Annotated in this window: 20 protein-coding genes; 10 read left to right on the top strand and 10 right to left on the bottom strand. The window is 55.0% G+C overall.

Going from position 1 to position 22,421, the window contains the following annotated elements:
- Positions 1-118 precede the first annotated feature (118 nt).
- Entirely contained in the window at positions 119-877 is a 759-nt protein-coding gene (locus LGL98_RS19405) for an IclR family transcriptional regulator domain-containing protein (protein ID WP_136033479.1), read from the top strand.
- A gap of 39 nt (positions 878-916) precedes the next feature.
- Here the strand turns inward: LGL98_RS19405 and LGL98_RS19400 are convergent, their stop codons facing one another.
- From LGL98_RS19400 to LGL98_RS19365, 8 genes are all read right to left on the bottom strand, one after another.
- On the bottom strand, positions 917-1,249 hold the full coding sequence (locus LGL98_RS19400; protein WP_136033477.1) for a hypothetical protein: 333 nt from the start codon (positions 1,247-1,249) through the stop codon (positions 917-919).
- A 250-nt stretch (positions 1,250-1,499) separates the two neighbouring features.
- On the bottom strand, positions 1,500-2,387 hold the full coding sequence (gene cyoE, locus LGL98_RS19395; RefSeq protein WP_136033475.1) for a heme o synthase: 888 nt from the start codon (positions 2,385-2,387) through the stop codon (positions 1,500-1,502).
- Between the two features lie 11 nt (positions 2,388-2,398).
- The gene (locus tag LGL98_RS19390) at positions 2,399-2,728 is read right to left on the bottom strand and encodes a cytochrome o ubiquinol oxidase subunit IV (protein WP_002891634.1); all 330 of its coding nucleotides are present in this window, start codon (positions 2,726-2,728) and stop codon (positions 2,399-2,401) included.
- A complete protein-coding gene (locus LGL98_RS19385; RefSeq protein WP_002891635.1) occupies positions 2,728-3,339 on the bottom strand; it encodes a cytochrome o ubiquinol oxidase subunit III in 612 nt (203 codons plus the stop codon). The genes LGL98_RS19390 and LGL98_RS19385 overlap by 1 nt, the downstream gene beginning before the upstream one ends.
- A complete protein-coding gene (gene cyoB, locus LGL98_RS19380; RefSeq protein ID WP_004204804.1) occupies positions 3,329-5,320 on the bottom strand; it encodes a cytochrome o ubiquinol oxidase subunit I in 1,992 nt (663 codons plus the stop codon). Before cyoB ends, LGL98_RS19385 begins: the two co-directional genes overlap by 11 nt.
- Positions 5,321-5,339: 19 nt before the next feature.
- Entirely contained in the window at positions 5,340-6,284 is a 945-nt protein-coding gene (gene cyoA, locus LGL98_RS19375) for a cytochrome o ubiquinol oxidase subunit II (RefSeq protein ID WP_025710657.1), read from the bottom strand.
- Positions 6,285-6,763: 479 nt separating this feature from the next.
- Positions 6,764-8,239: a muropeptide MFS transporter AmpG gene (gene ampG / locus LGL98_RS19370; RefSeq protein ID WP_136033473.1), complete on the bottom strand. Its 1,476-nt coding sequence runs from the start codon at positions 8,237-8,239 to the stop codon at positions 6,764-6,766.
- A 43-nt stretch (positions 8,240-8,282) separates the two neighbouring features.
- Positions 8,283-8,861, bottom strand: coding sequence for a lipoprotein (locus LGL98_RS19365; protein WP_136033471.1), 579 nt, complete (start codon positions 8,859-8,861; stop codon positions 8,283-8,285).
- A 302-nt stretch (positions 8,862-9,163) separates the two neighbouring features.
- Between LGL98_RS19365 and bolA the strand changes: the two genes are divergently transcribed.
- From bolA to LGL98_RS19320, 9 genes are all read left to right on the top strand, one after another.
- On the top strand, positions 9,164-9,481 hold the full coding sequence (gene bolA / locus LGL98_RS19360; protein WP_025710659.1) for a transcriptional regulator BolA: 318 nt from the start codon (positions 9,164-9,166) through the stop codon (positions 9,479-9,481).
- A 345-nt stretch (positions 9,482-9,826) separates the two neighbouring features.
- Positions 9,827-11,125 (top strand): trigger factor, encoded by a 1,299-nt coding sequence (gene tig, locus LGL98_RS19355; protein ID WP_136033469.1) that lies wholly within the window; start codon positions 9,827-9,829, stop codon positions 11,123-11,125.
- A gap of 309 nt (positions 11,126-11,434) precedes the next feature.
- Positions 11,435-12,058, top strand: coding sequence for an ATP-dependent Clp endopeptidase proteolytic subunit ClpP (clpP, locus tag LGL98_RS19350; RefSeq protein WP_002891804.1), 624 nt, complete (start codon positions 11,435-11,437; stop codon positions 12,056-12,058).
- Positions 12,059-12,308: 250 nt separating this feature from the next.
- On the top strand, positions 12,309-13,583 hold the full coding sequence (gene clpX, locus LGL98_RS19345; RefSeq protein ID WP_002891807.1) for an ATP-dependent protease ATP-binding subunit ClpX: 1,275 nt from the start codon (positions 12,309-12,311) through the stop codon (positions 13,581-13,583).
- A 183-nt stretch (positions 13,584-13,766) separates the two neighbouring features.
- Positions 13,767-16,121, top strand: a complete 2,355-nt coding sequence (gene lon / locus LGL98_RS19340) for an endopeptidase La (RefSeq protein WP_004151336.1) — start codon at positions 13,767-13,769, stop codon at positions 16,119-16,121.
- A 209-nt stretch (positions 16,122-16,330) separates the two neighbouring features.
- Positions 16,331-16,603 carry a nucleoid-associated protein HU-beta gene (hupB, locus tag LGL98_RS19335; RefSeq protein WP_002444653.1) on the top strand — a complete coding sequence of 91 codons (273 nt, stop codon included), beginning with the start codon at positions 16,331-16,333 and terminating at the stop codon, positions 16,601-16,603.
- Between the two features lie 214 nt (positions 16,604-16,817).
- Positions 16,818-18,692 carry a peptidylprolyl isomerase gene (ppiD, locus tag LGL98_RS19330; protein ID WP_136033467.1) on the top strand — a complete coding sequence of 625 codons (1,875 nt, stop codon included), beginning with the start codon at positions 16,818-16,820 and terminating at the stop codon, positions 18,690-18,692.
- Between the two features lie 148 nt (positions 18,693-18,840).
- Positions 18,841-19,209, top strand: a complete 369-nt coding sequence (locus tag LGL98_RS19325) for a helix-hairpin-helix domain-containing protein (RefSeq protein WP_136033465.1) — start codon at positions 18,841-18,843, stop codon at positions 19,207-19,209.
- A gap of 111 nt (positions 19,210-19,320) precedes the next feature.
- Positions 19,321-19,722, top strand: coding sequence for a YbgC/FadM family acyl-CoA thioesterase (locus LGL98_RS19320; RefSeq protein ID WP_008805405.1), 402 nt, complete (start codon positions 19,321-19,323; stop codon positions 19,720-19,722).
- 111 nt (positions 19,723-19,833) lie between these two features.
- On the opposite strand, the gene queC is transcribed toward LGL98_RS19320, so the two are convergent.
- Both queC and LGL98_RS19310 read right to left on the bottom strand, forming a co-directional pair.
- A complete protein-coding gene (gene queC, locus LGL98_RS19315; protein ID WP_061155548.1) occupies positions 19,834-20,535 on the bottom strand; it encodes a 7-cyano-7-deazaguanine synthase QueC in 702 nt (233 codons plus the stop codon).
- A gap of 66 nt (positions 20,536-20,601) precedes the next feature.
- On the bottom strand, positions 20,602-22,302 hold the full coding sequence (locus LGL98_RS19310) for an SgrR family transcriptional regulator (protein WP_136033463.1): 1,701 nt from the start codon (positions 22,300-22,302) through the stop codon (positions 20,602-20,604).
- Positions 22,303-22,421 lie beyond the last annotated feature (119 nt).

The following is a 22,421-nucleotide window of genomic DNA, read 5'->3' as shown; positions in this document are numbered from 1 at the left end:
GTATTTCAGTGGAAGCTGGGAGCGACAACGCAGAATTCGGACATGTCGGTTGTTAATCGCACGAACGCTGCGATAATCGCAGGAAATCGATAATGATGTTGCAAAAATGTGAGCGAATATGCAAAACCCCATTCATCCACGCGATCTGATCGTCGGTTTACAAAAAGGGCTGGCGCTAATCCAGCTTTTTTCCAAAACTAACCCAAAGCTCACCGTTGCCCAGGCGGCGAAAATGAGCGGCCTGACGCAAAGCGCCGCACGGCGTTTTCTGCTCACGCTGCTGCATGAGCGCTATCTGCAAACCGACGGACGCTATTACTGGCTTACCCCAAAGACGCTGCGGCTTGGCCAGGCCTACGTGGATTCGGCGCAGTTTCCTCGTATGGTGCGGCCGATTGTCGAATACATCGCCAGTCGGACCGAGGAGCATGCCTCGGTGGGGGTGGTGGACGAAGATGAACTGGTCTATATCGCCCGCAGTCGTCATACGCCGTTTAACTCTACGTCGGTGCGGCTCGGGGAGCGGGTGCCCATTTTCTGTACCGCTGGGGGGCGATTGTGGCTGGCTTCGCTGCCGGAAGCCGAGTGCGAGGCGGTGCTGCAGCGCATTACCCGGGAACAACGTACTCCCTATACGGTGACTGACATCGCGCCGCTGATGGAGAAGATCGCCCAGGTGCGGCGCCAGGGATACGCCACCCTTGAACAGGAGTTTGAGATTGGCATGTTGGTGCTGGCGGTGCCGTTAACCGACAGGGAAGGGACCTGGTGGGGGGCGCTGAGTTTGACCAGCCATCAATCGCGTACTTCACTTGAGGCTTTATGCCGCGACCACCTTGATCTGCTCTACAGCGCGCAAGCGATGTTGGTGGGCTAAACAGGGCAGCCAGTGGCGCTGCCCTTAGAGAGACGTCGCTTATGCGGACGCTTTGGTCTGGAAGGTACTCCATTCGCTGGCAGCATTATCGACAAAGGTGTTCCAGCTGGTGCTGGCGGTGTTAACAAAGCTTCCCCAGTTTTCCTTGCCGGCAGTGACAAAGGTTTCCCAATTTGACTGCCCGGTCAGGAAGGAGCCAAACGCCATTGCGCTTTCGCCGACGAACGAGGCGAACGCGGTGCCGGAGGTCAGAACAAACGAGGTGAAGCCAACGGCAGAGCTGGCGGCAAAGCTGGCAAAGCCAGTGGCTGCACCGATCAGGTTAAAGCCACCAGAGATGTACGCCATTTCGTTCAGTGTTAATTCTTTCATTGCGATTCCTTGTTGTGATTATTTCCCAAATGGGCATAAGCCCGGGGCGAAAGGTAGCATCGCAGGACCGTGCGGCGCGAGTGATGTCCGGTGTGTGCTGGCTCAATTTTTCCTCATTTTTTGCCAGGAAAGATAGCGGTCAAGCGATGGGGGAGGGGAGAGAAGTATGAAATGAGGAAGAATGCGATGATGAAACAAAAAAGAAAAAGCCCCGTAAATACGGGGCCTTAGAACGTACTGGAGTGCGGAACTATCTCACGTAAGCTAGCAGGCTATGTGAATCCGGTACCATAAAGTCAACGGACATCATCACGGACAGCGCGGTGATGGCGACGATAGAAAAGACGAACAGCTTACGCGCCCAGACTTTATCATCGGCCACTTTATAGCCACGCAGCGCCATGCCCAGCCACCAGACGCTGACCGCTGCCGCCACGACCAGGTATTTATACCCAGCGTAGCCGCCCAGCGAGAGCATCAGGGTTGCCACAGCAAAGGCAACGATGTACAGCGTAATATGGTTTTTGGCGACCGAAATGCCTTTTACCACCGGCAGCACTGGAATATTCGCCGCCTGATAATCCTTAAAGCGGAAAATCGCGATGGCGTAAGAGTGAGGCATCTGCCACAGGCTAAAAATAGCCAGCAGGATCGCCGCACCGCTGTCGAAATCACCGGTGACCGCGCAGTAGCCAATCACCGGCGGCGCGGCGCCGGAGAGTGAGCCAATCAGCGTGCCGTAAACAGAGTGGCGCTTCATGTACAGGCTGTAGATGCCGACATAAACCACGAACCCCATCACCCCCAGCCAGCAGGCCAGCGGGTTAGCGCCGAACCACAGCAGCATGAAGCCAGCAATACCCAGCAAGGTGGCGTACACCAGCGAAGCTTCTGGCGAGATCAGCCCTTTGACCAGCACCCGGTTTTTCGTCCGTTCCATCTTACGATCGATGTCCCGGTCGATGTAGTTGTTGAATACACAACCCGAGGCGACCACCAGGGATACTCCAAGGAGCGTCCAGACGAACAGCGGATAGTCGATGTGGCCTTTGGAGGCCAGCAGGAAACCGCCGATCACGGAGATCAGGTTGCCAAAAATAATGCCTGGTTTCGTTACTTGCAGGTATTGCTTAAACATACTCGCCGCTCTTAGTGCATCATCATGTTGTAGTTCAGGTTCCACATAATCCAGATGGAGCCGACAACCACGATCGCAATGATGATTACGGTGAAGATAAATGCGGTCAGGTTCCAACCTTCATCGGACTTGCTGTTCATATGCAGGAAGTACACGAGGTGTACCACGATCTGCACCACAGCGGTCACCAGAATGGTGCCAAGGATAACCGCATGCGAGGCGGAGCCACTCATCACCATGGCGAACGGAATGACCGTCAGAATGATGGACAGGATAAATCCTGTCATGTAGCTCTTCACGCTGCCGTGAGAAGCGCCGCTATGATCGGTAGAATGACTCATTACATCGCCCCCATCAGATAGACAACCGAGAACACGCAGATCCACACGACATCCAGGAAGTGCCAGAACAGGCTCAGGCACAGGATACGCGTGCGGTTAGTGCTGGTCAGGCCACGACGTGAAACCTGGAACATCAGCACCGCCATCCAGATCAGACCGGAGGTTACGTGCAGACCGTGGGTGCCGACCAGCGCGAAGAACGCCGACAGGAAACCGCTACGATCCGGACCGAAGCCTTCCATGATCAGGTGATGGAATTCATAGATTTCCATCCCGATAAATCCAGCACCAAACAACCAGGTCAACGCCAGCCAGGAAACGACCTGGCTCTTGTTGTTTTTGTACATGGCGATAGCCGCCATGCCGTAGGTGATGGAGCTGAACAGCAGCAGTGCGGTTTCAACCAGAACGAACGGCAGTTCGAAAATATCTTTGCCCGTCGGTCCGCCGGCCGTGCCGTTCACCAGAACGGCATAGGTAGCAAACAGCGTAGCGAAGATGATGCAGTCGCTCATCAGGTAGATCCAGAAACCGAATACCTTCATCGGTCCTGTATCATGGTGCCCGTGTTCATGCGCGTGGGCAGTATGCGCAAGAGTATCAGTTGCCATTTTTCAGCCCTGCTTTGTTAATCTCATCGAAATGCTGTTTTTCCAGTTTTTCGACTTCTGCAACCGGTACGTAGTAATCCACGTCCTCGTCAAAGCTCTTAATAATCCAGGTCGCTACGATGCCGATGAAGCTGGCGATCGCCATCCACCAGATATGCCAGATCATGGCGAAACCAAATACCGTAGCGAAGGCGGCAATCACGATGCCGGCGCCGCTGTTTTTCGGCATATGAATTTCTTCATAGTGAGCAGGCTGTTTGTACGCTTCACCTTTCTCTTTCATTTCCCAGAAGGCATCACGTTCGTGAACCTGAGGAACGATAGCGAAGTTGTAGAACGGCGGTGGAGAAGAGGTTGCCCACTCCAGCGTACGACCACCCCATGGGTCACCGGTCAGGTCACGGTTCTGATCGCGGTCGCGAATAGACACGTAGAACTGAATCAGCTGGCACAGGATACCGCAGGCGATCAGCGCCGCACCGCAAGCTGCAACAACCAGCATCGGATGGAACTGCGGATCGATCTGCTGGCTCAGACGACGGGTCATCCCCATGAAGCCCAGCACGTACAGCGGCATAAACGCCACGAAGAAGCCGATGATCCAGAACCAGAAAGCGCGTTTGCCCCAGGTTTCGTTCAGGGTGAAGCCGAAGGCTTTTGGCCACCAGTAGGTCAGGCCTGCGAAGCAACCGAATACCACGCCGCCGATGATAACGTTATGGAAGTGCGCGATCAGGAACAGGCTGTTGTGCAGAACGAAGTCCGCGCCCGGTACCGCCAGCAGCACGCCGGTCATCCCACCTACGGAGAAGGTCACGATAAAGCCGATAGTCCACATCATCGCCGAGTTGAAGACGATGCGACCCTGATACATGGTGAACAGCCAGTTGAAGATCTTAACCCCGGTCGGGATCGCGATAATCATGGTCGTAATACCGAAGAAGGCGTTTACGTTCGCACCAGCACCCATGGTGAAGAAGTGGTGCAGCCAAACGATGAACGACAGAACGGTAATACAGACGGTTGCCCACACCAGGGAGGTGTAGCCGAACAGACGCTTACGCGAGAAGGTCGCTGCGATTTCCGAGAAGACCCCGAACACCGGCAGAACCAGGATGTACACTTCCGGGTGACCCCAGGCCCAAATCAGGTTGATGTACATCATCATGTTGCCACCCATATCGTTGGTAAAGAAATGGGTGCCCAGGTAACGATCCAGGGTCAGCAGCGCGATGGTGACGGTCAGAATGGGGAAGGAGGCGATAATCAGGATGTTGGCGCACAGAGATGCCCAGGAGAACACTGGCATCTTGAACATGGTCATGCCCGGGGCGCGCATCTTGATAATAGTCACGAAGAAGTTAATACCGGTCAGGGTAGTACCGATACCGGAGAGCTGCAGCGCCCAAATCCAGTAATCGACCCCTACGCCAGGACTGTATTCAATTCCCGACAGCGGCGGATAGGCCAGCCAACCGGTCTGCGCGAACTCACCAACGCCCAGAGACAGGTTAACCAGGATCACGCCCACAACGGTGAACCAGAAGCTCAGGTTGTTGAGGAACGGGAAGGCTACGTCGCGTGCGCCGAGCTGAAGCGGAACCACCAGGTTCATCAGACCGATAACAAACGGCATCGCCACGAAGAAGATCATGATAACGCCGTGGGCGGTAAAGATCTGATCGTAGTGATGAGGCGGCAGGAAGCCTGCTTCCCCGGCCGAGGCCAGCACCTGCTGGCTACGCATCATGATGGCGTCAGCAAAGCCACGCAGCAGCATGACGATTGCCACGATAACGTACATGATGCCGAGACGTTTGTGGTCGACAGAAGTCAGCCACTCGTTCCACAGGTAGGACCACTTACCGAAGTAAGTGATGGCTGCCAGAAGCGCCAGTCCCCCAATGATAATCGCAGCCACCGTTACCACGATAATAGGTTCGTGGTAGGGCACTGCATCCAGTGTAAGTTTTCCGAACATCGTTTTCTTCCTCGGCCCCTTAGTGAGCGGTTTCCGCGTGGCTCATGTCCATGCCTTCCATCCCGTCGTGAGCGGCATGCTCGCCTTCAGGTTTGGACATGTTCATGCTCTCGTGAGACATGAATTTGTTCACAACATCTTTGAACAGATCCGGTTTCACGTTAGAGAAGTATTCCACTTTGTTGTATTCGCTAGGCACAGCCACTTTCTCGAACGCGGCCATGGAGTCCATGGAGTTCGGAGACTGTTTGGCTTTTTCAACCCATTGATCGAAAGTCGCACGATCCGGGGTCGCAATCGCTTTGAACTTCATACCAGAGAAGCCAGGGCCACTGTAGCTAGCGGAGATACCGTCATAAGTACCCGCTTCATCAGCAATGAGGTGCAGCTGAGTCTGCATCCCGGCCATTGCGTAAATCTGGCTACCTAAGCGCGGAATAAAGAACGAGTTCATCACCGAGTTAGAGGTCACTTTGAAGTGTACCGGTACGTTCGCCGGGAAGGCGATTTCGTTAACGGTAGCAATACCCTGTTCCGGATAGATAAAGAACCATTTCCAGTCCATCGAAACGACTTCGATGGTGATTGGTTTCTCGTCATGGGCAAGCGGTTTGCTTGGCTCCAGTGCGTGAGTGGTTTTCCAGGTCAGAACGGCCAGGAACAGGATGATCAGAATAGGAACCGTCCAGACCACAGCTTCCACTTTATTGGAGTGTGACCAGTTCGGGCTATACTTCGCATCTTTATTGCTCGCGCGATACTTCCAGGCAAATCCTACTGCCATCAAGACGGCGGGAATAACGACAATCATCATCAGGCCGAAGGCCGTCAGAATCAAAGAGCGTTGCTCCAGTCCAATCTGTCCTTTTGGGTCAAGGAGTGCAGAATCACAACCACTGAGTAATACAGTACCTGCGATTAATGACATCCATCCCAAACTTTTATTGTATTTCCTGAGTCTCATTGAACGACCTCAATTCCACGGGATCTGGTGGCGTTTAAAGTGTACGGGCATTTTACGGTAAGGTTGCATTACTGTAAACATGATTGGATCTCTGTCAGTTCTGTGTTAGCGGCTTCTGCTTGGTTTGTCACATATGTTACGTAGTGTTACGTAATAGCTTGCAAAGCCTGATTTTCGTGGGATTGATAACGAAAGGGATAAGAAAAGGAGTGCTTAGCGGCGAATGGGCATAACCACCCATAAATTAGAACAATTAGTTAACATTTAATTATCAAATAAAAGACATTGTGAAAACGTAAAATAAAATCGCCGTAGCTGAATCGGTTAAATTATTTAAAGAATCGAATGAAAACTGTCAATAATTTCCAGAAAACAAAAACGCACAAAACAACAAATAGCGCAGCGGGCAATATAAAAGCGTTAATAAGCCGTTATAATTACGTTTCGTAATTACAACGGCTAATAATGATGCAGCATCCTTAAATCAGGCGGGTTTTACGCAGCGCCAGATAGTCAAGCAGTCCGCCGAACAAAATACCGCCAACGGCGGTGAGCGCGGCAACCTCCAGCAGGCCGGGCAGGAAGGAGAATGCCGTATAATCCAGCGCGTTCATGATCAGTAGTATCAGCCATACCGTCAGCAGCAGGCAGCCCAGCGTCAGGATCCCCAGCGCCAGCGCGTAGGCCTGCGGGAACTCGCTTCGCGGCATAAAGCTAGCCGTGCGCTGGGTATGCTCAAGCGTTTGCCGGCATAGCAGCAGCAGGGCAATCCCCGGCACCGCCGCGACAACAGAGAAGAGATAGAACGTCGACCAGCCGTGGGCCTCGACAAACCAGCCGGCGATCGGCCCGACGTACACGCGACCTACCGCAGAGAGCGCCGAGAGCAGCGCGAACTGGGTGGCGGAGAATGATTTATTGCATAGCGTCATCAGCAGTGCGACAAACGCCGCCGTTCCCATTCCTCCGCACAGGTTTTCAAAGAATACCGCGGTCGCCATGGAATAGAGGTGCTTATCGGTAATCGACAGCAGCCAGTAACCGGCGTTAGAGACCCCCTGCAGCAAACCGAAAATGAGCAGCGCTCGAAACAGCGTCAGCCGCTGCATCAGGACGCCGCCGTACAGGGCGCCGAGAATGGTGGCAAACAGGCCTAAGGTTTTGTTCACCATGCCCACTTCACCAGCGTCAAACCCCACGCCGCGGATCAGGAAGGTGGTGGTCAGACTCATGGCAAACGCGTCGCCAAGCTTATAAAGGACGATAAGCAGCAGAATCAGCCAGGCGTTGTTGCGGCCGAAAAAATCGCGCAGCGGTTCGGCTACCGCCTGCTCCAGCGATCTGGGAACCGGGATAACATCGCTCGGTTCGGGCGCCAGCAGTGTGGCGATAATACAGGGCACCAGCAGCGCCGCCATCAGCCAGTACATCCCCTGCCAGCCGAGATAGCGGTCGGCAAGCCACAGGGCTAGTCCGCCGGAGACCAGCATCCCGAGGCGATAGCCCAGCACACTGATCGCCGCGCCGGCGCCACGCTCTTCTGCCGGCAATACGTCGGTTTTCCAGGCGTCGAACACAATATCCTGTGACGCCGAGCAGAAGGCGATAACCACCGCCAGCGCCGCCATCCAGCGTAATTGGGTGACCGGCTCAAGAAAGCCCATCGCCGCGATCGCCAGCAGGAGTAATACCTGGGTGGTCAACAGCCAGCCGCGACGACGTCCAAGAAAGGGCGGCGTGTAGCGGTCCATTAGCGGGGACCAGAGGAATTTAAAGACATAGGCCTGGCCGACGAGTGAGAAAAAACCGATCGTTTTCAGATCGATATTTTCCACCGTCATCCAGGCCTGTAGGGTGCCGGAGGTGAGAGCCAGCGGCAGACCGGAGGCGAAACCAAGGATCAGCAAAATCGCTGATTTCGGCTGCTGAAAAATGCGTAAGTAGTGACTGGACATAGCATAAAGCACGAACCCGGCGGAGGCCGGGTTCGTGGTGGCATTAACGCGCGTTTTGCTTGATGAAATCGTGGATGCTGGTGTCCTGCGCCATATCGGCGATGGTATCGGTCAGGACGCTGTTGACGGCATCAGCGATGTTTTTGTTCGAGGCCTGGAAGGCGCCTTCAACGGAGTAGCTGGCGCGGTAGTTTTTGGTCATCTTCGTGCCGTTTGCCGCAGTGGCAATAATGGCGATATCGGCTTTGGTGGCGATGTTATAACGCACGTTACCCTGAGAGACGTCAGCATAGAGTTTGTTAACGATGATCTGCAGATCGACCGCGCCGTTCGGGCCAATCATGTAGCCGCGAGACGTCATCTGTTTCTCCAGCACTTCCTGCAGCAGGAAGCGCAGATCGCGAGAGGCGGTGAGAGTGACCTGCTGATTGTCACGCGTCACTTTCGCCAGCGCCTGGTCCGGACGCTGGTCGGCGCCGTTAATGCTGACGGTCACGCCCATCAGGCTCGGATCCTGCTGCGGCAGCGTGATTTTCGGCGATACTTCAATAGTGGTCGGCGGCGTGGCGCATCCTGCCAGCATAAACATGGCGACCAACGGGAAAAGGATCTTCTTAAGCATGTTCAGGTCTCAACGCATGGTGTTGTTATAAGGAAAATTACCGCCATCATAGCATCGCCAACGGCAAGGGGAAGTGGCAACGCGTGTAAATCCATCGTGCTGGCGGTTTTCTGAGCGTCCCGCCTCGGTTAATGGCTTGTTCCCCGGCGGATTTGGCGATCAGAGCCAGTAAACGTGATACTTTTGAATGAAAATATCAGAACAATGCTAATTTTTTGTTGTTTTCTCCTAATGGAAGCGGTAAAAGCGGCTAACATTTAAATGGAGTGGCGGCATCTCAGCGTTGTCGGAGGAGAAAATTCATGATGATACGTGAACAGATCGAAGCAAAACTTAGAGCAGCGTTCGACCCGATGTATCTCGAAGTCGTGGATGAAAGTTATCGTCACAACGTCCCAGCGGGCTCTGAAAGTCATTTTAAAGTGGTGTTAGTGAGCGATCGCTTCACTGGCGAACGTTTCCTCAACCGCCACCGTATGATCTACGGCACGCTAACCGAGGAGCTGTCGAGTACAGTGCATGCCCTGGCGCTGCACACCTATACGATTAAAGAATGGGAAGCATTACAGGATACGGTATTCGCCTCGCCGCCGTGCCGCGGTGCGGGGAGTATCGCCTAGAAATCCCATTTGCAACCGCTGGCGCTTTTCCAGTATGTTGCTTGCAGATTTAGCAAAAACGGCCTACGGGCCGTTTTGTTTTGCCTGGAAAATGCGCAAAGTCAGCGCTTTTGCGGGCAAATTTGAGCGGGAAATGTGAAAAATGCCGCAGCACCAGGCGACAACCGTTCTCGACTCACAAAAGTGATGCCGCTATAATGCCGCGTCTTATATATGAATGTCTTCGGGATGATTCTGACGACAGGGAATGTGTTTCTGATTTGAAGAGGGCATCCCGGTTCTGCGAAGCCACCTACACGCGCTTCCAGAGTTGACCGAGCACTGTGATTTTTTTGAGGTAACAAGATGCAAGTTTCAGTTGAAACCACTCAGGGCCTTGGGCGCCGTGTAACGATTACTATCGCCGCTGACAGCATCGAGAATGCTGTCAAAAGCGAGCTGGTCAACGTAGCGAAAAAAGTTCGCATTGACGGCTTCCGTAAAGGCAAAGTGCCGATGAATATTGTTGCTCAGCGTTATGGCGCATCCGTTCGCCAGGACGTGCTGGGTGACCTGATGAGCCGTCATTTCGTTGACGCGATCATCAAAGAAAAAATTAATCCGGCCGGCGCGCCGAACTACGTTCCGGGCGAATACAAACTGGGCGAAGACTTCACCTACGCGGTAGAGTTCGAAGTGTATCCGGAAGTTGAACTGCAGGGTCTGGACGCGATCGAAGTTGAAAAACCGGTTGTTGAAGTCACCGACGCTGACGTTGATACTATGCTGGAAACCCTGCGCAAGCAGCAGGCGACCTGGAAAGAAAAAGATGGCGCCGTTGACGCTGAAGATCGCGTCACCATCGACTTCACCGGTTCTGTAGACGGCGAAGAATTCGAAGGCGGCAAAGCCTCTGATTTCGTACTGGCGATGGGCCAGGGTCGTATGATCCCGGGCTTCGAAGACGGTATCAAAGGCCACAAAGCGGGTGAAGAGTTCACCATCGACGTGACCTTCCCGGAAGAATACCACGCAGAAAACCTGAAAGGTAAAGCGGCTAAGTTCGTTATCAACCTGAAAAAAGTTGAAGAGCGTGAACTGCCGGAGCTGACTGAAGAATTCATCAAACGTTTCGGCGTGGAAGATGGTTCCGTTGCTGGCCTGCGCGCTGAAGTGCGTAAAAACATGGAGCGCGAGCTGAAAGGCGCTGTGCGTAACCGCGTGAAGTCTCAGGCTATCGAAGGCCTGGTTAAAGCCAACGAGATCGACGTTCCGGCTGCCCTGATCGACAGCGAAATCGACGTGCTGCGTCGTCAGGCTGCTCAGCGTTTCGGTGGCAACGAGAAACAGGCTCTGGAACTGCCGCGCGAGCTGTTCGAAGAGCAGGCTAAACGCCGCGTTGTTGTCGGTCTGCTGCTGGGCGAAGTGATTCGCACCAACGAGCTGAAAGCTGACGAAGAGCGCGTGAAAGGCCTGATCGAAGAGATGGCTTCTGCGTACGAAGATCCGTCAGAAGTGGTTGAGTTCTACAGCAAGAACAAAGAGCTGATGGACAACATGCGCAACGTGGCGCTGGAAGAACAGGCTGTTGAAGCTGTGCTGGCGAAAGCCAAAGTGTCTGAAAAAGCCACTTCCTTCAACGAACTGATGAACCAGCAGGCGTAATTTCGCCGCGATTGTTTAAGGTTCGAGCAAAAACCCGTTGCCGAAAGGCGGCGGGTTTTTTTTTAAGATAATGATAGCCTCAGGCACGGTGCTAAAACGCATTTACCATGATAGCGTTACAGCAAAAGCTTGTTATGCTTGAAATATGGCAACACCATCCCCATTACCGGGGGAGGCAACTGCATCCGCAATCGCACGCGTGTTAAAGAGGCGGTGACGCGTTCAGCGGATAGAAACTGTGGCTGATAATCCGTCCGTAAGGTTACAATCAGTGCAGCAGGTATTTTAAAATTACTCCAGGAGACGGAAATGTCATACAGTGGCGAACGAGACAACTTTGCACCCCATATGGCCCTGGTGCCGATGGTCATTGAACAGACCTCACGCGGTGAACGTTCTTTTGATATCTACTCCCGTCTGCTTAAGGAACGCGTCATTTTTCTGACCGGCCAGGTTGAAGACCACATGGCCAACCTGATCGTGGCGCAGATGCTGTTTCTGGAAGCGGAAAACCCGGAAAAAGACATTTACCTGTACATTAACTCTCCGGGCGGGGTGATCACCGCCGGGATGTCGATTTATGACACCATGCAGTTCATCAAGCCGGATGTCAGCACCATCTGTATGGGCCAGGCCGCTTCCATGGGCGCGTTCCTGCTGACCGCCGGAGCGAAAGGCAAGCGCTTCTGCCTGCCGAACTCCCGCGTGATGATCCACCAGCCGCTGGGCGGCTATCAGGGACAGGCGACGGATATTGAGATCCATGCCCGCGAAATCCTGAAGGTGAAAGGACGCATGAATGAGCTGATGGCGCATCATACCGGCCAGTCTCTTGAGCAGATTGAGCGTGACACCGAGCGTGACCGCTTCCTGTCTGCTGCGGAGGCCGTGGAGTACGGGCTGGTCGACTCTATTTTGACCCATCGTAATTGATGCCCAAGGCGCAAGGGTGCCGCTTTACGCTTCATCCTTCTCGCCACGTCTGCGTAGGTGGTTGGTCTTATACCGGGCGCTTGCCGGGCAGGCTCGCGGCCGGTAGCTTCACCACCGCCTCGATGTAGCGCGAAGGATTTTGTGTATATACTAATGAAGGGCGGCACAACGCTATATGGCGGCTTGCGCCTGAGAATGGCATTTGCGTCGTCGTGTGCGGCACAAAGAACTTAAAAAGAGGTTTGGACTCATGACAGATAAACGCAAAGATGGTTCGGGCAAATTGTTGTATTGCTCTTTTTGCGGCAAAAGCCAGCATGAAGTGCGTAAGCTGATCGCCGGGCCATCCGTGTATATCTGCGACGAATGCGTTGATTTATGTAACGACATCATTCGCGAAGAGATTAAAGAAGTTGCGCCGCACCGCGAGCGCAGCGCGCTGCCGACGCCGCACGAGATTCGCCATCACCTTGATGACTACGTCATCGGTCAGGAACAGGCGAAGAAAGTGTTGGCGGTCGCGGTATACAACCACTACAAACGTCTGCGCAATGGCGATACCAGCAATGGCGTAGAGCTGGGTAAAAGTAACATCCTGCTGATCGGGCCGACCGGCTCCGGTAAAACGCTGCTGGCGGAAACGCTGGCGCGCCTGCTGGATGTGCCGTTTACCATGGCGGACGCCACCACCCTGACCGAAGCCGGTTATGTGGGAGAGGACGTCGAAAATATCATTCAGAAACTGCTGCAGAAGTGCGATTATGACGTGCAGAAAGCGCAGCGCGGCATCGTTTATATCGACGAAATCGACAAAATTTCGCGTAAATCCGATAACCCGTCGATTACCCGCGATGTCTCCGGCGAAGGTGTACAGCAGGCGCTGCTGAAGCTTATCGAAGGCACCGTTGCCGCCGTTCCGCCACAGGGCGGGCGTAAACATCCGCAACAGGAGTTCCTGCAGGTTGATACCTCCAAGATTCTGTTTATCTGCGGCGGGGCATTTGCTGGCCTGGACAAAGTGATCTCTCACCGTGTTGAAACCGGCTCCGGCATTGGTTTTGGCGCGACGGTAAAAGCGAAGTCCGACAAAGCGAGCGAAGGCGAGCTGCTGGCCCAGGTCGAGCCGGAAGATCTGATCAAGTTTGGTCTGATCCCGGAATTCATCGGCCGTCTGCCGGTGGTGGCGACCCTGAATGAGCTGAGCGAAGAAGCACTGATCCAGATCCTGAAAGAGCCGAAAAACGCTCTGACCAAGCAGTACCAGGCGCTGTTTAGCCTTGAAGGCGCAGAGCTTGAGTTCCGCGACGAAGCGCTGGATGCCATCGCCAAGAAAGCAATGGCGCGTAAAACCGGCGCCCGTGGTCTGCGTTCCATTGTGGAAGCAGCGCTGCTGGATACCATGTATGACCTGCCTTCGATGGAAGATGTCGAAAAAGTGGTCATTGATGAGTCGGTTATCGCCGGTCAAAGCAAGCCGCTGCTGATCTACGGCAAACCCGAAGCCCAGCAGGCATCTGGTGAATAATTAGCCAATTCACTCAAGCAGTTAACAAAAAGGGGGGATTTTATCTCCCCTTTTATTTTTCCTGCATTCCCGCCGTTGAATGTGTGGAATACATCCCCATATACTGGATTACATATTAACGACGATGCAGTGGAGTGTGGCGTCGTCGGCTACCTGGCGGACTTTAAACTAAGAGAGAGCTCTATGAATCCTGAGCGTTCTGAACGCATTGAAATCCCCGTATTGCCATTGCGCGATGTGGTGGTTTATCCGCACATGGTCATACCCCTGTTCGTAGGGCGGGAAAAATCTATCCGTTGCCTCGAAGCGGCCATGGACCATGATAAAAAAATCATGCTGGTTGCGCAGAAAGAAGCGTCGACGGATGAGCCGGGTGTAAACGATCTTTTCACCGTTGGAACCGTGGCGTCTATTTTGCAGATGCTGAAGCTGCCGGACGGCACCGTGAAGGTGCTGGTCGAAGGGCTGCAGCGTGCACGCATTTCTGCGCTGTCTGATAATGGCGAGCATTTCTCGGCGAAAGCGGAGTATCTCGACTCGCCGGCGATTGACGAACGCGAGCAGGAAGTGCTGGTTCGCACCGCTATCAGCCAGTTTGAAGGCTATATCAAGCTGAACAAGAAGATCCCACCGGAAGTGTTGACGTCGCTGAACAGCATCGACGATCCGGCGCGCCTGGCGGATACCATCGCGGCGCACATGCCGCTGAAGCTGGCTGACAAGCAGTCTGTGCTTGAGATGTCCGACGTCAACGAACGTCTGGAATATCTGATGGCGATGATGGAATCGGAAATCGATCTGCTGCAGGTTGAGAAGCGCATTCGCAACCGCGTCAAAAAGCAGATGGAGAAATCCCAGCGCGAGTACTATCTGAACGAGCAAATGAAAGCGATTCAGAAAGAACTCGGTGAGATGGACGACGCCCCGGACGAAAACGAAGCGCTGAAGCGCAAGATCGACGCGGCGAAAATGCCTAAAGAGGCGAAAGAAAAAACCGAAGCGGAACTGCAGAAGCTGAAGATGATGTCGCCGATGTCTGCGGAAGCGACCGTCGTGCGTGGCTACATCGACTGGATGGTGCAGGTGCCGTGGAATGCGCGCAGTAAGGTCAAAAAAGACCTGCGTCAGGCCCAGGAGATCCTCGATACCGATCACTATGGTCTGGAGCGCGTGAAGGACCGCATCCTTGAATATCTCGCGGTGCAGAGCCGGGTGAACAAAATCAAGGGGCCGATCCTTTGTCTGGTGGGACCGCCGGGGGTAGGTAAAACCTCGCTGGGCCAATCCATCGCCAAAGCGACCGGACGGAAATACGTGCGCATGGCGCTGGGCGGCGTGCGCGATGAAGCGGAAATCCGCGGTCACCGTCGGACCTATATTGGCTCGATGCCGGGCAAACTGATCCAGAAAATGGCGAAAGTAGGGGTCAAAAACCCGCTGTTCCTGCTGGATGAGATCGACAAAATGTCTTCCGACATGCGCGGCGATCCGGCTTCCGCGTTGCTTGAGGTGCTGGATCCGGAACAGAACGTGGCCTTTAACGACCACTACCTGGAAGTGGATTACGATCTCAGCGACGTGATGTTCGTGGCGACTTCCAACTCCATGAACATTCCGGCGCCGCTGCTGGACCGCATGGAAGTGATTCGCCTCTCCGGTTATACCGAAGATGAAAAGCTGAACATCGCCAAACGTCACCTGCTGCCGAAGCAGATCGAACGTAACGCGCTGAAAAAAGGCGAGCTGACCGTCGACGATAGCGCCATTATCGGTATTATTCGTTACTACACGCGGGAAGCGGGCGTTCGTAGTCTGGAGCGTGAAATCTCCAAGCTGTGCCGTAAGGCCGTTAAGCAGCTGCTGCTGGATAAGTCGCTGAAACACATCGAAATTAACGGTGAGAATCTGCATGATTATCTTGGCGTACAGCGCTTCGACTATGGTCGTGCCGACAGCGAGAACCGCGTTGGTCAGGTCACCGGTCTGGCGTGGACCGAAGTGGGCGGCGATCTGCTGACCATCGAAACCGCCTGCGTTCCGGGCAAAGGCAAGCTGACCTACACCGGTTCGCTGGGTGAGGTAATGCAGGAATCAATTCAGGCTGCGCTGACCGTGGTACGTTCACGGGCGGACAAACTGGGCATTAACGCCGATTTCTACGAGAAGCGTGACATTCACGTCCACGTGCCGGAAGGGGCGACGCCGAAAGATGGCCCGAGCGCGGGGATTGCCATGTGCACGGCGCTGGTCTCCTGTCTGACGGGTAACCCAGTCCGCGCCGATGTGGCGATGACCGGGGAAATTACTCTGCGTGGTCAGGTACTGCCGATCGGCGGTCTGAAGGAAAAACTGCTGGCGGCGCATCGCGGCGGCATTAAGACTGTTCTGATTCCTGATGAGAACAAACGCGACCTTGAAGAAATTCCAGATAACGTTATCGCCGATTTAGATATCCATCCGGTGAAACGAATCGAGGAAGTTCTGACACTTGCGCTGCAAAACGAACCGTTCGGCATGCAGGTTGTGACCGCGAAATAGTGATTCTGCGCAAATTGCGCTAATAAAAATAGGGCTGGTAAGGCATTTCGCACTTGCCAGCCTTTTTTTGTGTAGCTAACTTAGATCGCTGGCAGGGGGGTCATCGACAACTGCTGTTGTAAGGGCATGACAGTCCTGATATAACTGCTGCGCGGTCGCACTATGAAGGACTCCGGTGCGATATAAATTATAAAGAGAGGAAGAGAACAGTGAATAAATCTCAACTGATTGACAAAATTGCTGCGGGTGCGGACATTTCTAAAGCTGCAGCTGGACGTGCGTTAGATGCTTTAATCGCTTCTGTTACTGAATCTCTGCAGGCCGGGGATGACGTTGCGCTGGTAGGTTTTGGTACCTTTGCTGTTAAAGAACGTGCCGCCCGTACTGGTCGCAACCCACAAACAGGTAAAGAAATTACTATCGCTGCCGCAAAAGTACCGGGCTTCCGTGCTGGTAAAGCGCTGAAAGACGCGGTGAACTGATCGGCTTTCCCGTCAGGGAATGTGACGAAGTACAAGGGCGCATCGTGAGATGTGCCTTTTTTATTGCCTTTTCAGACCACTTTATGTGTGTTTATCGCCACTTGTGGGCTGACAATCACCCTGTTTTCTTGTCAAAATACGTCCTCACGCGCGGCGGCCATCACGTGCTATGCTGCGCGAGCTAAAGTCATCTACAGCGGAGCGTTGTTACACCATGATGGACAACCTACGCACGGCCGCCAACAGCGTCGTGCTCAAGATTATTTTCGGTATCATTATCGTCTCGTTCATTTTGACCGGGGTGAGTGGTTACCTGATTGGCGGTGGCAAAAACTATGCCGCAAAAGTGAACGGCCAGGAGATTGGTCGTGGGCAGTTTGAAAACGCCGTCGCCAGCGAACGTAACCGTATGCAGCAGCAGCTTGGCGACCAGTTCTCCGAGCTGGCGGCGAACGAAAACTACATGAAGACTATGCGCCAGCAGGTGCTGAACCGCCTGATCGATGAATCGCTTCTGGATCAGTATGCCCGCGAGCTGGGCCTCAGCATCAGCGATGAGCAGGTGAAGCAGGCCATCTTCCAGACCCAGGCGTTCCAGACGGACGGTAAGTTCGACAACCAGCGTTTCAGCGGCATTGTCGCCCAGATGGGGATGACCACCGATCAGTACGCCCAGGCGCTGCGTAACCAGCTGACCACGCAGCAACTGATTAACGCCATTGCCGGTACCGACTTCATGCTGCCGGGCGAGTCCGATCAGCTGGCGTCGCTGGTATCTCAGCAGCGGGTAGTGCGCGAAGCGACCATCAACGTAAACGCCCTGGCGGCAAAACAGACCGCCAGCGATGAGGAAATCAACGCCTTCTGGCAGCAGAATCAGGCCCGTTTTATGGCGCCGGAGCAGTTCCGCGTCAGCTATATCAAAATGGATGCCGCCAGCATGCAGGAAAGTGCCTCTGACGAAGAGATTCAGTCCTGGTATGATCAGCACAAGGATCAGTTCACTCAGCCGCAGCGCAACCGCTACAGCGTGATTCAGACCAAAACCGAAGCCGATGCGAAAGCGGTGCTGGCTGAGCTGCAAAAAGGGGCAGATTTCGCCACGCTGGCGAAAGAAAAATCGACCGATATTATCTCTGCCCGCAACGGCGGTGATATGGGGTGGATGGAAGATGCCTCTACCGTGCCAGAGCTGAAAAACGCCGGGCTGAAAGAGAAAGGTCAGCTCTCCGGCGTGATTAAATCCTCGGTTGGCTTCCTGGTGGCCCGTCTGGATGACGTCCAGCCGGCGCAGGTGAAGCCGCTGGCTGACGTGCGCAATGACATTGCGGCGAAAGTGAAGCAGGAAAAAGCGCTGGATGCTTACTACGCGCTGCAGCAGAAGGTGAGCGATGCGGCCAGCAACGATAATGAATCGCTGGCGGGCGCGGCGCAGGTTGCCGGGCTGAAGGTCGTAGAAACCGGCTGGTTTGGTCGCGATAACCTGCCGGAAGAGCTGAACTTTAAACCGGTCGCTGACGCTATCTTCAACGGCGGTCTGGTGGGTGAGAACGGCGCACCGGGCAGCAACTCCGACATCATTACCGTTGACGGCGATCGCGCATTTGTTCTGCGTATCAGCGAGCACAAAGCCGAGGCGGTGAAACCGCTGGCCGAAGTGAAGGCGCAGGTCAGCGATATGGTTAAGCACAATAAAGCGGAACAGCAGGCGAAACTGGATGCAGACAAGCTGCTGGCGGCGCTGAAAGACGGCAAAGGCGATGACGCGATGAAGGCGGCTGGCCTGAGCTTTGGCGCGCCGCAGACGCTCTCCCGTACCGGCCAGGATCCGCTGAGCCAGCTGGCATTCACTCTGCCGTTGCCGCAGCAGGGCAAACCGGTCTACGGCGTTGGCAGCAATATGCAAGGCGATGTGGTGCTGGTGGCGCTGGATGAAGTGAAAGCAGGCAACATGCCGGAAGAGCAGAAGAAGGCCATGGTTCAGGGGATTACCCAGAACAATGCCCAAATCGCTTTCGAAGCGCTGATGAGCAACCTGCGCAAGGCAGCGAAAATTAAGCTCGGCGACAGCATCGACCAGCAGCAGTAATTTCGCGTCGTCTCGCAAAAATGAGCAACACGATGTAATCCTCAAGGGCCGCTTTCGCGGCCCTTTCCATTTCTGTGATTTGCCTTTTGTCGACCATCCGCACTGACGCTATCGTGACCTTGCTGTCTACACACAAGGAGATCTCAGCATGAAATATGGAATAAAAGCACTGATGGCCGCGGGCGTTCTGATTTTCGCGGTAGGCATACAGGGCGCGCTGGCTGCGTCCGCCAGCGGCAAAGCGGCGGTGAATAAAGAAAATGTGCAGGCGACCGCTTCGGCGAAGGCGGAAGCGGTGCCCGGCGAGGCCGACAACGTGGCGACAAAGGTCAGCATTAACCGTGCCAGCGCTGAACAGCTGGCGCAGGCACTGAATGGCGTAGGCCTGAAAAAAGCCCAGGCGATTGTCAGCTACCGCGAAGAGTACGGGCCGTTCAAAACCCTGGATGATTTGAAGCAGGTGCCAGGGATGGGGAGTGCGCTGGTGGAGCGGAATTTAGCTCATCTGACGTTGTAAATTTTATGCCAGCGCTTGCACAGCGGTGAATTTTTGCCAGGATAAAGAGGTTGCATCAAGTGGTGTGACCTCTTACCTGATAAACAACAATAACAGAAAGGCATTGGTGCTATGCAGACACAAATTAAAGTTCGTGGCTATCATCTGGACGTCTATCAGCATGTGAACAACGCACGCTATCTGGAGTTCCTTGAGGAGGCGCGCTGGGATGGCCTGGAGAACAGCCCCGCGTTTCAGTGGATGATGGAGAAAAACATCGCCTTTGTGGTGGTGAACATCAATATTAATTACCGTCGTCCAGCGGTTTTAGGTGATGTACTGACGGTGAGTAGCAAACTGGAGCAACTCAACGGCAAAAGCGGTACCCTCAGCCAGGTGGTCACCCTCAACCCCAATGGCGAAGTGGTGGCCGATGCGCTGATTACCTTCGTCTGTATCGATTTAAAAACCCAGAAGGCGCTGCCGCTGGAGGGGGAACTGCGCGAGAAACTTGACCAGATGAACTTGCGCTGACAACCGCCGTGCGAGTGACGGGCCCACGGCAGGTGATGAACCCGTAGCCCCGGTAAGCGTAGCGCCACCGGGGAATTTGAGTCAAAGCTCCGGTAAATCGCTCCCCGGAGGCTATGCCTGTGCCAGCCCGGTTTTTTGCTTCATCACCGCCATTACGCCGACCTTATCGCCCAGGTACTGATTGAGTCCGTTTGCGCGCAGGTTACAGGCGGCACACTGGCCACAGCCATCGCCCTTAATGCCGTTGTAGCAGGTGAGGGTTTCCTGGCGCACCAGATCCAGCTGACCCCAGTAGTCGGCGAGCGCCCAGGTCTCGGCTTTATTCAGCCACATCAGCGGCGTCTCAAAGCGAATGTCTTTCGCCATACCCAGGCTGACGGCGTGGTGCAGCGCTTTGACAAACTCATCACGGCAGTCCGGGTAGCCGGAGAAGTCGGTCTCGCACACGCCGGTGATGATGGCTTCGGCCTTTACCTGATAGGCGTAGATTGCCGTCAGGGTTAAAAACAGAATATTGCGCCCGGGGACAAAGGTGTTGGGAATGCCCTCGGCATCAGGCTGATAGTCCGGTACCGGAATGTTATCGCGGGTCAGGCTGCTGACTGCCAGTTCGTTGAGCAGAGTGACGTCCAGCACTTTATGCGCGACGGCGCCCAGTTTCAGGGCGAGTTCGCGCGCAACGTCGATTTCCGCGCGGTGGCGTTGGCCATAATCAAAAGTGACGCAATGCACTTCATCATACTGTTGCAGAGCCTGCACCAGACAGGTGGTTGAATCTTGTCCTCCGCTGAAGACAACTACGGCGCGTTTCATGGCAATTCCTGACTAAATGAATAAAGGCGATATGGTAGCGCCAGACGCCCGCCATCACCAGCTCTCTCACGTCGACGAGGCCGGCAGCCAGGCGCTGGCGAAGTCGAACCAGCCCCGGGCGTTGAGGCGCAGGCCATTGACCCCCGGTGGCGCGCTGATCCGATAGTTATACTTGAACAGCGGCGTCATGATGGCGTCTTCCATCAGGTTGTTAAATACGTTGCGCAACGCATCGTTGCGGCTGCGGGCGTCGGGCTGAGACTGCACCGCGTCTAATGTCGCCTGCAGATGAGCATATTGCGCCCCGGTCAGCAAATTAGGCCACAGCATATCGCAGCGCAGCCACTGTTCCAGGGCGTACTCCGGCGCTTCGCCGATCAGACGGTCACCCATCATCAGGTCGACCTGCCCCAGGTGCTGGCAGCCTTCCCAGTTTTTAGCGTCGTGAAACAGGAGCGTCAACTCGCAGCCCAGCAGAGCCAGACGTTGCCTCAGCTGTTCGGCCATCGCATGTAGCTCGACCGGCAGATGATAGAGCAGGGTGAGCCTGGCCGGCAGCGGTACCGCGTTGTTTGCCGGTCCCTGCGGGATAGACCATCCCGGCAGCACTTCATGGCTTGGCGTAATCAGGTCCTCGTCCAGTGGCAGCGTATCCAGTAGCGACGAGTGATGGATTATCGACACCAGCCGCTGGGCCTGCGCTTTGCTAAGCCGAGGGCTGTGGCGCAGGGTCAAATAGCAGAAGCCAAGGCTGATGCTGTTGCTGACCTGGCGCAGATTATGCAGATCTTCGCGATCGCCGATGGTGATCTGCACCGGATGGCGGCAACTGGTGCCGAGATCGCGGTCGAAAAGCTGAGGGGTGATCCAGTACTCTACCGCCTGGATCAGCGGATGCTGGAGGTGGTAGCGGGGATGGTTTTCCAGCCGGACGAGTTCCGGGCTAAACCGCTTCAGGCGGAACGGCCCGCAGCCGATGGCCGGATCGTCAGGATGCGCCAGCACGCTGCAGTAGCTGGCCAGGCGGAACGGCAGCCAGTAATCAGGATGATGCAGCGTGATGGTTAGACACTGGGCGTGAGTGACATCGATATGGCTGATGCTGGCGAAGAGGGTCCGTAAGGCGGGCAGCTCAAGCAGCAGCTGTAACCGCTGTCGCAACTGCGCGGTTTCCACCGCATCGCCATTGTGCCAGTACAGCGTGGAGCGAATATAAAAATGCCAGCGCAGACCGTCCGGGGAGACCTGCCAGTGGTGCGCCAGATCGCCGATCGGCATATTGTCGCCTTCGTCGAAGCGCGTCAGCCCGGCATAGATCTGCCCGGCCAGATGCTGCTCGGCGCGTCCGGGCAGAAAGCCGGGGCGCAGCGGCTCCAGCGGGCGATAGTAAGGAATACGCAGCGTCGGGGTATTGTTTTGCCACTGACCGCCGAGGAAAGGATGGAGCAGGGCTTTCAGCTCCACCGGGGCCAGTTGCGCTAGCTCCAGCGCATTCTGTTGCTGGCCTTTGCTCAGCGCCTGCTCCATCATCTCGTTGCGCAGACTGTCCGGGGTTTTGTGAAATGAGAGCTGTCCGCGTTTGCCGCGCCCGGAGCTGGCCTGCCAGCTTAGCCACCCGGCCTCCTGCGCCTGACGCAGCAGAGTGCGGACGTGGCGCTCGCTGCAAAAACAGCGCTCCGCCAGTTCGCCGACGGTGACCTGCTGTGGCGCCCCGGCTGAGGGTTGCCACAATCGCTGGTACTGATTTAAACGGTGTAAGAGTCGCATGGGGGCCGTCATCCACCGGGCCGCTGTAAACCCGGAACAATTAATAATATCTATTCACTATTACTTCCGTATATCCCAGGTGATACTGCAACACAAGCGAAGTCCATCACACATCGGGG

Source organism: Klebsiella africana, from assembly GCF_020526085.1.
GTDB classification, from domain to species: domain Bacteria; phylum Pseudomonadota; class Gammaproteobacteria; order Enterobacterales; family Enterobacteriaceae; genus Klebsiella; species Klebsiella africana.
This window is presented reverse-complemented; position numbering and strand designations above follow the sequence as displayed.

Coding starts and splice junctions, on each gene's coding strand:
- LGL98_RS19325 (WP_136033465.1), top strand. CDS start 18,841: ATGAAATATGGAATAAAAGCACTGATGGCCGCGGGCGTTCTGATTTTC.
- bolA (WP_025710659.1), top strand. CDS start 9,164: ATGATGATACGTGAACAGATCGAAGCAAAACTTAGAGCAGCGTTCGAC.
- LGL98_RS19310 (WP_136033463.1), bottom strand. CDS start 22,302: ATGCGACTCTTACACCGTTTAAATCAGTACCAGCGATTGTGGCAACCC.
- LGL98_RS19390 (WP_002891634.1), bottom strand. CDS start 2,728: ATGAGTCATTCTACCGATCATAGCGGCGCTTCTCACGGCAGCGTGAAG.
- LGL98_RS19385 (WP_002891635.1), bottom strand. CDS start 3,339: ATGGCAACTGATACTCTTGCGCATACTGCCCACGCGCATGAACACGGG.
- cyoE (WP_136033475.1), bottom strand. CDS start 2,387: ATGTTTAAGCAATACCTGCAAGTAACGAAACCAGGCATTATTTTTGGC.
- clpX (WP_002891807.1), top strand. CDS start 12,309: ATGACAGATAAACGCAAAGATGGTTCGGGCAAATTGTTGTATTGCTCT.
- ampG (WP_136033473.1), bottom strand. CDS start 8,239: ATGTCCAGTCACTACTTACGCATTTTTCAGCAGCCGAAATCAGCGATT.
- LGL98_RS19365 (WP_136033471.1), bottom strand. CDS start 8,861: ATGCTTAAGAAGATCCTTTTCCCGTTGGTCGCCATGTTTATGCTGGCA.
- queC (WP_061155548.1), bottom strand. CDS start 20,535: ATGAAACGCGCCGTAGTTGTCTTCAGCGGAGGACAAGATTCAACCACC.
- clpP (WP_002891804.1), top strand. CDS start 11,435: ATGTCATACAGTGGCGAACGAGACAACTTTGCACCCCATATGGCCCTG.
- tig (WP_136033469.1), top strand. CDS start 9,827: ATGCAAGTTTCAGTTGAAACCACTCAGGGCCTTGGGCGCCGTGTAACG.
- ppiD (WP_136033467.1), top strand. CDS start 16,818: ATGATGGACAACCTACGCACGGCCGCCAACAGCGTCGTGCTCAAGATT.
- cyoB (WP_004204804.1), bottom strand. CDS start 5,320: ATGTTCGGAAAACTTACACTGGATGCAGTGCCCTACCACGAACCTATT.
- cyoA (WP_025710657.1), bottom strand. CDS start 6,284: ATGAGACTCAGGAAATACAATAAAAGTTTGGGATGGATGTCATTAATC.
- LGL98_RS19400 (WP_136033477.1), bottom strand. CDS start 1,249: ATGAAAGAATTAACACTGAACGAAATGGCGTACATCTCTGGTGGCTTT.
- LGL98_RS19320 (WP_008805405.1), top strand. CDS start 19,321: ATGCAGACACAAATTAAAGTTCGTGGCTATCATCTGGACGTCTATCAG.
- LGL98_RS19405 (WP_136033479.1), top strand. CDS start 119: ATGCAAAACCCCATTCATCCACGCGATCTGATCGTCGGTTTACAAAAA.
- lon (WP_004151336.1), top strand. CDS start 13,767: ATGAATCCTGAGCGTTCTGAACGCATTGAAATCCCCGTATTGCCATTG.